This window comes from Ensifer sp. 38_S197, from assembly GCF_056924495.1.
In genome coordinates this window covers 3,590,976-3,604,074 of record NZ_JBXOVZ010000002.1, presented here as the reverse complement: position 1 = coordinate 3,604,074, position 13,099 = coordinate 3,590,976, and the positions used below count along the sequence as shown (strand labels likewise).

Here is a 13,099-nt window from a genome sequence, read left to right as displayed (position 1 = left end):
GTCTCAAGACGCGTGGCGCTGTAGGGAAAACCTAGCGCCTGCGGGATCGTGCACAATTTCGCGACTTGACGCTGATTTACGCTCTTTTACGCTATCCCTCGACCTCTCTGGGCCACATCGGTCGGCGCGACGGGAGCACATGTTGGGGGAATGACGTGCAGGACATCGAAATCTTCTCGGCCAATCTGCGTTTTGCCTGCGCGACACGGCGTTCGATTTCGCAGATTTGCCGCGAGATCGGCATCAACCGGCAGCAATTCAACCGCTATATCGGCGGCGAGGCGCGGCCGTCGCCGCACAATGTCGCGCGCATCGCCCGCTTCTTCGGGCTCGCTGCCGAAGACTTCTCGCTTACCCCGAAACAGTTCCAAGCCCGGATGGTGCGGCCAGACCGCGATCGCTCGGACGCCGGCCTGCTGCTCGAAGGTTTCCCGGGCGATATCGTCGGCCTCCGGCGTCACATCGGCTACTATCAGACCTATCACGTCTCGCCGTCCTGGCCGGGGCTCGTCGTCTGCTCCTCGGCCCGGATCTACGAGGAGGCGGGTTCGATCCGGGTGAAGTCGATCGAGCGCATCCGTGATCCGATAAACGAGATCCAGCAATTCTCGAAATATGTGGGGCTCGTCACCTTCTGGCGGAACCGCATCTTCATCGCCGAGCGCAGCATCGGGCGTGAGCCGATGCTGGCGCAGACGATTCTTCTGCCATTCGAAGTGCACCAGCGCGTCTATCTGCGCGGCACCACCATGGGCGTCTCCTGGCGCAAGGAGAACCTGCCCTATGCCTCGCGCATGATCTGGCGCTCTCTCGGCCAGCAGCCGGACCTGCGCCAGATGCTCTCGCGTTGCGGCGTGCTTTCCTTCGGCTCGCGCCATATGCCCCAGACCGTCCGCGCCTTTCTCGATACGCCCGATGCCGAGCTCTTGACTGTACCCACCGAATATTGAGGCGCGGCGGCGCGGCCTTGTGATAGGTTTCGCTGACGCGGACCCATGGAGGGGGATCATGAAATCTGCGATGTCCGTCATCGCCTGCCTTTGGTCCGCCTTGCCGGCTCCGTCGGCGATGGCCGGGGAGGCGCGGGCCCCGATCCCGTCCTGTGCGCTTTCGGGCGCCTCCAGCGTCATGATCGGCGGCCAGCCGGCGCTCAGGCTCTCCGACGTCGCCAACTGCCCACCGGAACTTTACGAGGTGGTGCCGAGCATCATGATCGAGGGCCAGCCGGTCGTGCATTTCCGCGCCGGAAGCGGCCCCATGGGCGATTGCTCGGCAAAGGGCGAGGCGACGGTGACCTTTGAAGGCGAGGCGGCGCAACGCGTGGGCGACGTCGACTGCCGCCGGCAGAAGTAACGGAGCACACCGCTGCCAGAGCCGTGCCGGCGTGCCACGCCTTTGCTGTTCTCTAGTCGAACATCGCCAGCCGGGATCCTTCCTGGACCGCTTGCAGTGCCGGAGGATTGGTGACCGGGTAGCCGGCGATGAACCGGTCGACCGAAAAGAGCGGGAACTCGGTCTTGAGCCTTAGCGCAGTGCTCGCCGCTTCGGACGATTGTCCGACAAAAGCCTGGGCCATCGCCTGGAACATGAGGGTGTTCGGCGATTCCTGCGAACTGCGTCCCAGCGCCGAAAGGCTCTCGGCGTGGCGTCCGGTGACGAAGAGGACGCGGCCGCGCATGCCGTAGTACCAGGGCGGCGCCAGCGGATTGAGGGACAGCGCCTTTTCGATCAACACTATCGCTTCGTCCGGATCTCCGGCCACCAAAGCCTTGCTTCCGGCCAAAAGCGCCAGCGTGTCGGCACTGTGTTTGCCGTGCTGGAACGCCAGTGCCTGGGCGTCGGCCGCACCCTTGAGATCGCCCATGCATGCCTTGAGGTCGCCAAGGCAGGTGTGGGCGAAGGGGTTCGTCGGATCGAGGTGCAGGGCCTGTTCGACCGCCGATCGCCAGTTCCCGATGGTCGTGCCAAGGTCGCTGCCGTAGCCGTTGCAAGCCTGGACGGAATAGGCATAAGCCAGTTCGATCCAGGCCCTTACCCGTGCGGGGTCAAGCTCGAGCGACCGCGTGAGGAGGCGGATTGCTGCGGCGTTTCCCTCTGCGCTGAACCGGTTGAGCTGCTCGACACCGAGAACATAGTAATCGTAGGAATGCAGTTTCGCGGGCGTCTTGCTGCGGCTGGCATTGCGTCCGAGTGCGGCCAGCTTGCCGAAGCAGCCTGCCAGCGCGTTGACGACACACTCGGTCAAATTGTCCTGAAGCGCGAGGATGTCTCCGAGCGGCCGGTCGTAGCGTTCGCTCCATAGCGTCATGCCGGAGCGCGTTTCCGAGAGCTGGATCGTCAGCCGCACCTGTCGGTCGTCGGCGCGCACCTGGCCGGTCACCGCGTAGGTCGCGCCGACCGTCTGGACGTGGTCATCGTAACTTTCCGAACGATTGCCGAGCAGCTTCATGGTGTGAAAGGCGACGACGGGCAGATCGGCGTAGCGCGCGAGATCGACGCAGATATCCGACGAAAGACCGTCGGCAAACCGGTGCCAACGTTGCTCCTCGTTGAGGCTTTCGATCGGGAACAGGGCGAGCACCGGTGGTCCTTGCTCTGTCGCTGCCGCGATCGGTCCCTCGGCTGGCCCGGCTATCTCCGACGCCAGCTCGATCTTGTTACGAACGCCGAGCTTGCCGTAGATCGTCGCGAGATGGCTGCGCACGGTCGAGGGCGCAATGCAGAGCGCTTCGCCGATCTGGCGATAGGTCAGGCCGGCGGCATAGCGTTCGGCGACCGCGCGCTCGCGATCCGACAGGGCCGCAGGCACAAAGCGAGGCGTCAGGATGCGGGCCATACCTGCCTCCTTGTCGTTCCACCGGTTCGTTCTGCTGCGGCTCCAGCAAAATACTACAAATGCTGGAAGCAAAACACCGCACATGTGCGATTGCCGCATAGCTCTATGAGGCTAGAGTTTGCGCTGAACATCACGTGGGAGGACGACAATGAGCAAGCTTCTGTCAGGCATGTCCGACTTCTACCACGCCGTATCCGAGGACGTCGAACAGACGTCCGAGCCCGGCGATGGCCGCATCACCAAGTGGTTTCACCCGAAGCGTCTCTTTGCCATGTGGGACGATCGCCAGCACTACCGCGATCAGCTTGCCCATATGGCGGTCGATGCGCCGGAACTGATCGATGATATCGGCATGACCGAAAGACAGGTCGATGCCGAGGTCAAGAAGCATTTCTGGGAGCATTGACGGGAGCTCACGCGAAGCATGAAAGCGTCCGCTGCGCCGTGATGCGGCGGACCCTCCAGCCGAGCATTGGGGGCAGGGAAGCCGATCGCCTGTACGCGGGCGGCTTCCCTTCATATTGCGCTCTACGACAGGCAAGGCGCGTTTTCGGCCGCCGCGTCAGTTTCCGGCGCTTTCCATCCTTCGCGTCTTCAGGACGCGCTCCAGCCAGCCGATCTCCATTTCCGGAACCGACTTCAGAAGCAGGTCGGTATAGTCGTCGAAGGGTGGTGATAGCACTTTCGACTTCGGCCCGAAGCGCACGAGGCGGCCGCGGTGCATGACCGCGACGCTGTCGGCGATCGCCCGGACGATGGCGATGTCATGGGTGATAAAGACATAGGAAACAGCGGTTTCCTCCTGAAGCTTCAAAAGCAGATTCAGGATGCCTTCGGCCACCAGGGGGTCGAGCGCCGAGGTCGGTTCGTCGCAGAGGATCAGCTCCGGCTTGGCGGCCAGGGCGCGTGCGATCGCCACGCGCTGCTTCTGCCCGCCGGAAAGTTCGGCCGGATAGCGATCGAGGAAGCGGCTGCCCATCTCGATCTGGTCCAGCAGTTCCTTGACCCGCTCCGTCTTCTTCTGGCCGTGCATGCCGAAGTAGAAGGAGAGCGGCCGGCCGACGATGTCGCGCACCGTCTGGCGCGGGTTCATCGCCGTGTCGGCCATCTGGTAGATCATCTGGATGCGCCGAAGCTCGTCATTGCTGCGGCCCTTCAAGGCCCGCGGCAGTTCCTTGCCCTCGAAGGAGATGCGCCCCTCGGTCGGCGGCAAGAGGCCGGTGATGACGCGGGCAAGGGTGGATTTGCCCGAGCCGCTTTCGCCGACGATCGCCAGCGTCTGCCCCTTCGGCAGGTGCATGGAGACATCGTGCAGCACCTTGAAGCCATTGGCATAGCCGGCGCTGATATTCTCGATCTTCAACTGCGCCCCGGTCTGGTCGGTTGCCTCGTCGCGCTTGGTCTGGCGGACGCTGACGAGCGCACGGGTATAGTCTTCCCGCGGTGCCTCGATCACCTGCTTGGTGGTGCCGTATTCCACCGTCTTGCCGTGGCGCAGCACCATGATGTGGTCGGAGATCTGGGCGACCACCGCGAGATCGTGGGTGATGTAGAGCGCCGCCGTATGCGTCTCCTCGATCGCGTGCTTGATCGCGGCCAGCACGTCGATCTGGGTCGTGACGTCGAGCGCGGTCGTCGGTTCGTCGAAGACGATCAGCTCCGGATTGGGGCAGAGCGCCATGGCGGTCATGGCACGCTGGAGCTGTCCGCCGGAGACCTGGTGCGGATAGCGGTCGCCGAAGGTTTCCGGATTGGGCAGGCCCAGCACCCGGAAGAGATAGAGCGCCCGCTTCTTCGCTTCCTCGCGGCTCATGATGCCGTGGCGGAGCGATGCCTCGATCACCTGGTCACCGAGCCGGTGGGCCGGGTTGAAGGCGGCGGCTGCCGATTGCGCGACATAGCAGACACGGGCGCCGCGGATCGAGCGGATGCCGTTCTTTTCGAGCGTCAGGATGTCCTTGCCGTCGAGCAGGACCTGGCCGCCGGTGATGCGCACGCCGCCGCGGCCATAGGCGAGCGCCGAAAGGCCGATGGTCGACTTGCCGGCGCCAGATTCGCCGATGAGACCGAGCACCTTGCCCTTCTCGACATCGAAGGACACGCCCTCGACGAGGGTGACGACCTTGGGCGGTTCGCCCGGCGGGTAGCTCGTCGCTTCGATCTTGAGGTTCTTGACGGAGAGCAACTCAGGCATCGCCGCGTCCTCCCTTGAGGCTGGAGGTTCTCTTCATCAGCCAGTCGACCACGAGGTTGACGCAGATCGCGAGCGTGGCGATCGCCGCCCCCGGGATCAGCGCCGCCGAGATGCCGAAGATGATGCCGTCCTTGTTGTCCTTGACCATGCCGCCCCAGTCGGCGGCCGGCGGCTGGATGCCGAGGCCGAGGAAGGAGAGGGTGGAGAGGAACAGGATCGAGAAGGCGAAGCGCAGGCCGAACTCGGCCAAGAGCGGCGACAGCGTGTTCGGCAGGATCTCGCGGAAGATGATCCAGAGCGAGCCTTCGCCGCGCAGCCTCGCGGCCTCGACGAACTCCATGACCGCGACATCGAGCGCAACGGCACGGCCGATGCGGAAGACGCGGGTGCTGTCGAGCACCGCCATGACGAGGATCAGGATCCACAGATGCTGCGGCAGCACGGCGAGAACGACGAGGGCGAAGATCAGTGTCGGGATCGCCATCATCAGGTCGTTGAAGCGGGAGAAGAGCTGGTCGGTGAAGCCGCCGACGACGGCCGCCGTGAAGCTCAAAAGCATGCCCAGCGAGAAGGAGAGCACGGTTGCCGCCAGCGCCACGAAGATGGTGGTGCGGGCGCCGTAGATCAGACGCGAAAGCAGGTCGCGGCCGAGGTTGTCGGTGCCGAGCAGGAAGTCGCCGCCGGCGGGGAGCCAGACGTCGCCGACCACGTCGCGCTCGCCGAAGGGGGCGATGACCGGTGCGAAGATGGCACAGAAGATCGCAATCGCGATGCCGGCGATGCCGATCCAGGCGCTCAAGGGGATGGATCTCAGGTTCATCGCGGGTGCCTCAGTCTCGGATTGGCGATGATGGCGAGAATGTCGGCCGCCATGTTGAGGAAGATGTAGAAGGCCGCGAAGATCAGGCCGCAGGCCTGGACGACCGGCATGTCGCGCACGGTCACCGCATCCACCATGTATTGCCCCATGCCGGGATAGACGAAGACGACTTCGACCACGACCACGCCGACGACAAGATAGGCGAGGTTGAGCGCGATGACGTTGATGACGGGCGCCACCGCATTGGGGGCTGCGTGCCGCGCGATAATGCGGAACATGCCGAGACCCTTCAACTCCGCCGTCTCGACATAGGCCGACGACATGACGTTGAGGATCGCGGCCCGGGTCATGCGCATCATGTGGGCGAGCACGACGAGAACGAGGGTCGCGACGGGAAGCGCGATCGCCGAAAGCCGTTCGGTGAAGCTCATGCTGTCATAGACGGTCGCGGGGAAGGTCGCGATGCCGTATTTGACGGCGAAGAACATGATCAGCAGATAGCCGACGAAGAACTCCGGCAGAGAGATGGCCGCGAGCGAGATGACGTTGATGATCTTGTCGGGCAGCCGGTTGCGGAACTGTACCGCCAGCATGCCGAGGCCGACGGCGAGCGGCACCGAGATGAGTGCTGCAAAGAAAGCGAGGAACAGCGAGTTGCCGAGGCGCTTGCTGATCTGTTCGCCGACCGAGTTCTTGCTCGCCCAGGAGGTGCCGAAATCGCCCTGCAGGGCGCCGCCGAGCCAGGAGACGTAGCGTTCGGTCCAGGGCTTGTCGAGGCCAAGGTCCTTGCGGATGTTTTCGACCGCCTGCGGCGTTGCCGACTGGCCGAGATAGGTGGTGGCGAAGTCGCCGGGAAGCGCCTCGATGCCGCCGAAGATCATCAGCGATACGGCGAAGAGCAGGCCGACGCTCAAGCCGAGGCGCTGCAGAATCAGCGCCGCGAGAGGGCGACGGAAGGTAAAGCGCCGCCAGAAGGTGCCGGCGATTTCACCATCGGCGGCAGGCTTGGGTTTTGCTGGTACTCCGGTAAGTTCGGCAGGCCGCGGATGCGATGCATCCGCGGTCCCATCCGTCGGAACCGGACCAGTGAGCGGTCCGCTTTCCATCGTCATGCGTCCAGCCACACTCGGGTCGCGACATAGCCGTTCGACATGTCGTTGCCGATATCGTGCACATAGCCCTTCACCTGCTTGGTGGCGGCGTTCACGAAGTCATTGAACATCGGCAGGATCAGACCGCCTTCGTCACGCACCATCATCGCCATGGTGCGGTACATGTCCTTGCGCTTGGCCTCGTCGAGTTCCGAGCGGGCCTCGAGCAGGATCTTGTCGAAATCCGGACGCTTGAAGCGGGTGTCGTTCCAGTCGGCCGTTGAAAGGTAGGCGGTGGAGTACATCTGGTCCTGGGTCGGGCGGCCGCCCCAGTAGGAGGTGGAGAAGGGCTGCACGTTCCAGACGTTCGTCCAGTAGCCGTCGCCCGGCTCGCGCTTGACCTCGATCTCGATGCCCGCCTTCTTGGCGCTTGCCTGGTAGAGCACGGCCGCATCGACCGCGCCCGGGAAGGCGACGTCGGAGGTGCGCAGCAGCACCGGACCGCTGTGGCCGGACTTCTTGTAGTGGAAGGCCGCCTTGTCCGGATCGTAGACGCGCTGCTCGATGCCTTCCGGGAAGAGGGCATAGGTGTCGTTGATCGGGAAGTCGTTGCCGACCTTGCCGTAGCCGCCGAGGATGCGCTGGACCATGGTTTCGCGGTCCATCGCGTATTTCAGCGCCATGCGCAGGTCGTTGTTGTCGAAGGGCGCGGTGTTGCAATGCATGATGAACACGTAGTGGCCGCGGCCGGACGTGTTGAGAATCTCGACCGTCGGCGCCTTCTTCAGAAGGCTGACGGTCTTCGGGTCGACGCGGTTGATGTAGTGCACCTGACCGGAGGAGAGGGCGGCGATACGGGCGGTTGCATCGTTCATGGCGATCAGTTCGACCGAGTCCACGTAGCCGCGGTCGGTGCGCCAGTCGTCGGCATTCTTCTCGAAGGTGGCGCGAACGCCGGCCTCGAAGCTCGTCACCTTGTAGGGACCGGTGCCGATCATCGCATCGGGAGCGTCGAAGCCGCCGCCCGGCTGGATGATGAGATGGTAGTCGGAAAGAAGCAGCGGCAGGTCGGCATTGCCTTCCGTCAGCACCAGCACCAGCTTGTCGCCGTCGGCCTTGATTTCCTTGATCGACTTCATCACGCCGAGTGCGCCGGACTCCGACTTCGCGTCGGTGTGGCGCTGCAGCGTCTTGATGACGTCGTCGAGCGTCAGTTCCTTGCCGTCATGGAACTTCACGCCCTTGCGGATGGCGAAGGTCCAGGTCGAGGCGTCGGCCGACGGCTCCCAGGATTCGGCAAGAGCCGGCACCGGCGCGCCGGTCGTCGGATGGCTTTCGACCAGCATGTCGCCCCAGTTTCGGCCGACGACGAACATGAATTGCGAAAGCGCCTTGGCCGGATCCTTCGAGTCGGTCGCAGCCGCACCTTCGAGGCCGAGTTTCAGGTGGCCGCCGCGCTTCGGCTCCTGCGCCGCCGCGCTGGTCGCAAACAGCGTGCCTGCCGTCGAGGCGAGAATGCCGGCAGCAGCCGCGCGGCCGAGAAACTCGCGCCGGTTCATCTTGCCGAGCATGACCTGTCGTGTGAGGTAATCCTTGTAATCGCTCATTCCCCTGTTCCCTTCTCTGTCGGCATTCGCCGTTCGTTGTGGTTGGTTAGAGATTGCTGCGTACAGCCATTGTATCGATGGCTTCGGATCGGCCCAAAGCGGCCGTTTCTTGTTCTTTCGGTGGCTTGTTCTCCTTCCCTCGGCCAGGGGCGTCCCTCGTTCAGATCGATAAGCGTAATCTCTGGAACTCGTCTTGTAACGCCCTAAATTACAATTTATTTCCATAAACTTGGCTTATGGAGACGTGTTTCGTAGCGCGCGGTCTCGTCCGCGCGTCCTGCCACGTCATGCTGCCGGTCGCCCGGCTCTGTTGCCTGCGCCGCCATGCCTGGCGGCGTCTGTTCAAAGCGGCGGAAAACCGCACACATTCATCCGCCTTTAGCGGCCCTTCCAGACCGGGTCGCGTTTCTCGGCGAAGGCGCGCACGCCTTCCAGCTGGTCTTCGCTCGAATAGAGGATGTCGACCGTCTTGAACTGCCGTTTGGTGATCTTGTTCATGGTCGTCTGGAAAGCCTCGCCTTCGGCGTTGCGAACCACTTCCTTGATCGCGGCGTAAACCAGCGGCGGTCCGCTTTCGAGCAGGCGGGCGAGTTCCCAGGCGCGTTCCATAAGCTTGCTCAATGGCAGGATCTCGTTGACGAAGCCCCATCGGTTGGCCTCGGCCGCATCGAGCCAGCGGCCGGTCAAAAGCATGTCCATGGCGATGTGGTAGGGGATGCGCTTCGGCAGCTTGATCGATGCGGCATCGGCGACGGTGCCGGAGCGGATCTCGGGCAGCGCGAAGGTCGCGTGCTCGGCGGCAAGGATCATGTCGGTCGACAGCGCGATCTCCAGGCCGCCGCCGCAGCAGATGCCGTTTATGGCGGCAATGATCGGCTTGTTGAGATCGCGCAGCTCCTGCATGCCGCCGAAACCGCCGACGCCATAATCGCCGTCGACCGCGTCACCGGCGGCGGCCGCCTTCAGGTCCCATCCCGGGCAGAAGAATTTTTCTCCCGCCCCGGTGATGATCGCGACGCGCAACGTGTCGTCGTCGCGGAAGTCGCGGAAGATTTCGCCCATTACCCGGCTGGTCGCAAGGTCGATGGCATTGGCCTTTGGCCGGTCAATGGTGACTTCGAGAATGCCGCCTTCGCGGCGTGTACGGATCGGTCCGGTCATGGGTCATTTCCTCCGGCGGATCAGGGCGTCGGCGGCCACGGCGCCTTGGCCGTTCGGCAACACCATCAATGGATTGATATCGAGTTCTTCGAGCTTGGAGGCGTTTGAAACGACATAGGATGCCGCTGCGGCGACAGCCTCCGTCAGGGCGGCGAAATCAGCGGTCGGGCCGCCGCGATAGCCGTCCAAGAGCTTGCGGATCCTGAGCCCGCCGATCGCCTCGCGGATCGCTTCAGGCGTCGTCGGCAGCGTCAGGATGGCGGAATCATCGAGCAGTTCCACGAGGATGCCGCCGGCGCCGATCGTCAGTACGGGACCGGCGACAGGGTCGCGCATGGCGCCGATGATGAGTTCGGCGACGGGCTTGCCCACCATCTTCTCGACGAGGTAGCCCGAGGCGACACCGGCCATGGCGGTTGCCGCCGCAAGGACCTCCTGGCGACTTGCGAGGTTGAGCTTCACCGCGCCCGCCTCGGTCTTGTGGGCGACGCCGAGGCCCTTGAGCACGACGGGGAAACCAAGAGCCTCGGCAGTCGTAGCGGCCTCCTCGGCGGTCGCGGCCGTCCTGCCTTCCGGCACCTTCAGACCCGAAGCGGCAAGCTCCACCTTGGCCTCATATTCGCTGAGCGTGATCGCGTCTCCGCCGGCGACACCGCTGCCATCGAGCAGGCGGGGCGAGGCGGGTTTCGCCCAGGCGGCGCCGATGTCGGCGGCCGTCTCGATCGCATCCAGCGCCTCCTCGATACCGAAGAAGGGCACGATGCCCGCCTTCATCAGGAAAAGCGCCGTCGCCTCTGGCATGTTCTCGCCGAGGCTGGCGACGATGCCGGCGCGGGCACCGGTCGTTCTTGCCGCTTCGATCACCGCTTGGCAGGTGGTTTCCCAGTCGGCGGCGTCGCAGCGGTCGAGCCGCGGGAAATCGAGCACAACGAGGTTGATCGCGTAGCCGCCCTTCATCATGGCGGCAAAGGCGGTCGCCTGCTTCTCGCGGTTGCCCCAGACGAAGGTGTGGTAGTCGAGCGGGTTGGCGATCGTCACCATCTCGCCGAGCGCGTCCTTGAGCGGCTTGCGCTGCTCGTCGCGCAGCGCCCGGTAGTTCACCCGGTAGCGCTCGCCGGCGTCCGCCATCAGCGAGGCCTCGCCGCCGGAGCAGCTCATCGAGGAGATGTCGCGGCTGTCGAGGGGCCCTGCGACATGCAGCAGCTTCAACGTTTCCAGGAGCGCCGGCAACGTATCGACGCGGCCGATGCCGAGACGGGCAAGCAGAGCTGAGGAGACGCGGTCGTTGCCGGCAAGCGAGGCGGTGTGCGATACCGTCGCAAGCTGGGCGGCTTCGGATTTGCCGACCTTGAGTGTCACGACCGGTTTGCCGAGTTCGCGCGCCCGGGTCGCCAGCCGTTCGAGTGCTGCGACGCTGTCGAAGCCTTCGATATGCAAGCCGACGGCGGTGACGCGCGGGTCTTCCAGCACGGCGCAGGCGATGTCGGAAAGGCCGGTCTGCGCCTGGTTGCCCGCGGTCATGACGTAGGCGAGCGGCAGGCCGCGCGTCTGCATCGAGATGTTGCAGGCGATGTTGGAGGACTGCGTCAGGATCGCGACACCCTTCTCGACGCGCAGCATGCCATGCTGGTCCGGCCAGAGCAGGGCGCCATCGAGCATGTTGATGAAGCCGTAGCAATTGGGCCCGACAATCGGCATGTCGCCGGCAGCGGCGACCAGCGCCTCCTGCAAGTCGCTGCCATCGTCGAGTTCACTTGCCGCCTCGCGGAAGCCCGAGGCGTAGCAGACGGCGCCGCCGGCGCCGCGGGCGGCGAGATCGCGGATGATGTCGATCGTCAGTTGCCGGTTGACGCCGACGAAGGAGGCATCCGGCGCTGCGGGCAGTTCCGCCACGGAGCGGTAGCACTTGCGGCCGAGGATCTCGGCCTCGCGCGGGTGCACCGGCCAGATCTCGCCGGAAAAACCCATCTTGTCGCATTGTTCGATGACGCGCCGGGCTTCCTTGCCGCCGAAGACGGCGATGGTCAGCGGGCGGATCAGGCGGTCGAGGGAGCGCGTCATGCGGCGCCTCCCGCGATGGCGGGGCAGAGGGGGGTAAGCTGCGGAACTTCGACCCTCATCCCGTCACGCTCCCAGCGGCCTGAGCAGATCGCGGCTGATGATGTGGCGCTGGATTTCGGAGGTGCCGTCCCAGATGCGCTCGACGCGGGCGTCGCGCCAGAAGCGGGCGAGCGGCAGGTCGTCCATCAGGCCCATGCCGCCGAAGATCTGGATCGCCTCGTCGGTGACGCGGGCGAGCATCTCGGTGGCGAAGACCTTGGCGGATGCGATCTCGCGGTTCGACGGCAGGCCGTTGTCGAGCCGCCAGGCGGCGGAAAGCGTCAGCAGGTCGGCGGCGTCGATGTCGGTGATCATGTCGGCGAGCTTGAAGGAAACGCCCTGGTTGGCGCCGATCGGCTTGCCGAACTGCTTGCGTTCGGCGGCGTAGTTCAACGCATAGTCGAAGGCGCGCCGTGCCCGGCCGACCGAGGTCGCCGCAACCGTCAGGCGGGTGGCATAGAGCCAGTCGTTGGCGAGGTCGAAGCCCTTGTGGACCTCGCCGAGGATCTGTGCGGAGGGCAGGCGGCAATCGTCGAAGGTCAGGATGCAGTTGTTGTAGCCGCGATGGGAAACCGAATTGTAGCCCCTGCGGATCTCGAAGCCGGGTGTGCCGCGATCGACGAGGAAGCAGGTGATCTTCTTCTTCGGGCCGCGGGGCGTGTCCTCTTCGCCCGTCGCGATGAAAACGATAACGAAGTCGGCGATGTCGGCATGGCTGATGAAGTGCTTGGTGCCGTTGACGATCCAGTCGTCGCCGTCCTTTCGGGCGAAGCATTTCATGCCGCGCACGTCGGAGCCGGCATCCGGCTCGGTCATGGCAAGCGCATCGAACTTCTCGCCCTTGACCGCCGGGATCAGATATTTCTCGCGCTGTTCGGCATTGCATCCCATCAAAATGCCCGAGGGCCGGCCGAAGAAGACCGTGAGGCCCATGGAGCCGCGGCCGAGCTCGCGCTCGACCAGCGTGAAGGAGGTGTGGTCCAAGCCGGCGCCGCCGACTTCTTCCGGAAAATTGCAGCCGAAGAAACCGATCTCCTTGCACTTGCGGGCGATTTCCTGGCCGAGCTCGCGCGGCACCACGCCGGTGCGCTCGACCTCGTCCTCATGCGGATAGATTTCCGCTTCGACGAAGCTCCTGACCGTATCGACGATCATCTGCTGTTCTTCGGTCAGTGCGAAATTCATTGTGTTGTTCCCCTCGTTTTCGCGCCGCTGACGTCCGTGCCGGAGCCTTGGCCCACCTCCTCAAGCGGGCCTCGGCTGCGGTTTGCGGCTGCGCCGTCGGGACGG

Annotated in this window: 11 protein-coding genes; 3 read left to right on the top strand and 8 right to left on the bottom strand. The window is 64.4% G+C overall.

Annotated elements, in window-relative coordinates; translation table 11 throughout:
• Nucleotides 1–164 precede the first annotated feature (164 nt).
• Nucleotides 165–950, top strand: a complete 786-nt coding sequence (locus AC1Z3V_RS30500) for a helix-turn-helix domain-containing protein (RefSeq protein WP_483504182.1) — start codon at nucleotides 165–167, stop codon at nucleotides 948–950.
• Nucleotides 951–1,008: 58 nt separating this feature from the next.
• The gene (locus AC1Z3V_RS30495; RefSeq protein WP_483503700.1) at nucleotides 1,009–1,353 is read left to right on the top strand and encodes a PAAR domain-containing protein; all 345 of its coding nucleotides are present in this window, start codon (nucleotides 1,009–1,011) and stop codon (nucleotides 1,351–1,353) included.
• A gap of 52 nt (nucleotides 1,354–1,405) precedes the next feature.
• On the opposite strand, the gene AC1Z3V_RS30490 is transcribed toward AC1Z3V_RS30495, so the two are convergent.
• Complete coding sequence (locus AC1Z3V_RS30490) at nucleotides 1,406–2,836, bottom strand: LuxR C-terminal-related transcriptional regulator (protein WP_483503699.1); 1,431 nt, start codon at nucleotides 2,834–2,836, stop codon at nucleotides 1,406–1,408.
• Nucleotides 2,837–2,984: 148 nt separating this feature from the next.
• On the opposite strand from AC1Z3V_RS30490, the gene AC1Z3V_RS30485 reads away from it, so the two are divergent.
• Nucleotides 2,985–3,242, top strand: a complete 258-nt coding sequence (locus AC1Z3V_RS30485) for a DUF1127 domain-containing protein (protein ID WP_429806425.1) — start codon at nucleotides 2,985–2,987, stop codon at nucleotides 3,240–3,242.
• A 156-nt stretch (nucleotides 3,243–3,398) separates the two neighbouring features.
• Here AC1Z3V_RS30485 and AC1Z3V_RS30480 read toward each other — a convergent pair whose 3' ends face one another.
• The 7 genes from AC1Z3V_RS30480 to AC1Z3V_RS30450 all read right to left on the bottom strand — a co-directional run bounded on the left by AC1Z3V_RS30480 (nucleotide 3,399) and on the right by AC1Z3V_RS30450 (nucleotide 12,994).
• Nucleotides 3,399–5,030 carry an ABC transporter ATP-binding protein gene (locus AC1Z3V_RS30480; RefSeq protein WP_483503697.1) on the bottom strand — a complete coding sequence of 544 codons (1,632 nt, stop codon included), beginning with the start codon at nucleotides 5,028–5,030 and terminating at the stop codon, nucleotides 3,399–3,401.
• On the bottom strand, nucleotides 5,023–5,850 hold the full coding sequence (locus tag AC1Z3V_RS30475) for an ABC transporter permease (RefSeq protein ID WP_429806427.1): 828 nt from the start codon (nucleotides 5,848–5,850) through the stop codon (nucleotides 5,023–5,025). Before AC1Z3V_RS30475 ends, AC1Z3V_RS30480 begins: the two co-directional genes overlap by 8 nt.
• Entirely contained in the window at nucleotides 5,847–6,962 is a 1,116-nt protein-coding gene (locus AC1Z3V_RS30470) for an ABC transporter permease (RefSeq protein WP_429806428.1), read from the bottom strand. Before AC1Z3V_RS30470 ends, AC1Z3V_RS30475 begins: the two co-directional genes overlap by 4 nt.
• On the bottom strand, nucleotides 6,959–8,548 hold the full coding sequence (locus AC1Z3V_RS30465) for an ABC transporter substrate-binding protein (RefSeq protein ID WP_483503694.1): 1,590 nt from the start codon (nucleotides 8,546–8,548) through the stop codon (nucleotides 6,959–6,961). Before AC1Z3V_RS30465 ends, AC1Z3V_RS30470 begins: the two co-directional genes overlap by 4 nt.
• A 378-nt stretch (nucleotides 8,549–8,926) precedes the next feature.
• Complete coding sequence (locus AC1Z3V_RS30460; RefSeq protein WP_483503692.1) at nucleotides 8,927–9,709, bottom strand: carnitinyl-CoA dehydratase; 783 nt, start codon at nucleotides 9,707–9,709, stop codon at nucleotides 8,927–8,929.
• Between the two features lie 3 nt (nucleotides 9,710–9,712).
• On the bottom strand, nucleotides 9,713–11,770 hold the full coding sequence (locus tag AC1Z3V_RS30455) for an acetate--CoA ligase family protein (RefSeq protein WP_483503690.1): 2,058 nt from the start codon (nucleotides 11,768–11,770) through the stop codon (nucleotides 9,713–9,715).
• A gap of 63 nt (nucleotides 11,771–11,833) precedes the next feature.
• Entirely contained in the window at nucleotides 11,834–12,994 is a 1,161-nt protein-coding gene (locus tag AC1Z3V_RS30450) for an acyl-CoA dehydrogenase family protein (protein ID WP_483503688.1), read from the bottom strand.
• Nucleotides 12,995–13,099 lie beyond the last annotated feature (105 nt).

What these genes read in the sequence shown, in the direction of transcription:
- AC1Z3V_RS30455 (WP_483503690.1), bottom strand. Translation starts at nt 11,770, where the DNA reads ATGACGCGCTCCCTCGACCGCCTGATCCGCCCGCTGACCATCGCCGTC.
- AC1Z3V_RS30470 (WP_429806428.1), bottom strand. Translation starts at nt 6,962, where the DNA reads ATGACGATGGAAAGCGGACCGCTCACTGGTCCGGTTCCGACGGATGGG.
- AC1Z3V_RS30495 (WP_483503700.1), top strand. Translation starts at nt 1,009, where the DNA reads ATGAAATCTGCGATGTCCGTCATCGCCTGCCTTTGGTCCGCCTTGCCG.
- AC1Z3V_RS30490 (WP_483503699.1), bottom strand. Translation starts at nt 2,836, where the DNA reads ATGGCCCGCATCCTGACGCCTCGCTTTGTGCCTGCGGCCCTGTCGGAT.
- AC1Z3V_RS30450 (WP_483503688.1), bottom strand. Translation starts at nt 12,994, where the DNA reads ATGAATTTCGCACTGACCGAAGAACAGCAGATGATCGTCGATACGGTC.
- AC1Z3V_RS30480 (WP_483503697.1), bottom strand. Translation starts at nt 5,030, where the DNA reads ATGCCTGAGTTGCTCTCCGTCAAGAACCTCAAGATCGAAGCGACGAGC.
- AC1Z3V_RS30475 (WP_429806427.1), bottom strand. Translation starts at nt 5,850, where the DNA reads ATGAACCTGAGATCCATCCCCTTGAGCGCCTGGATCGGCATCGCCGGC.
- AC1Z3V_RS30460 (WP_483503692.1), bottom strand. Translation starts at nt 9,709, where the DNA reads ATGACCGGACCGATCCGTACACGCCGCGAAGGCGGCATTCTCGAAGTC.
- AC1Z3V_RS30485 (WP_429806425.1), top strand. Translation starts at nt 2,985, where the DNA reads ATGAGCAAGCTTCTGTCAGGCATGTCCGACTTCTACCACGCCGTATCC.
- AC1Z3V_RS30465 (WP_483503694.1), bottom strand. Translation starts at nt 8,548, where the DNA reads ATGAGCGATTACAAGGATTACCTCACACGACAGGTCATGCTCGGCAAG.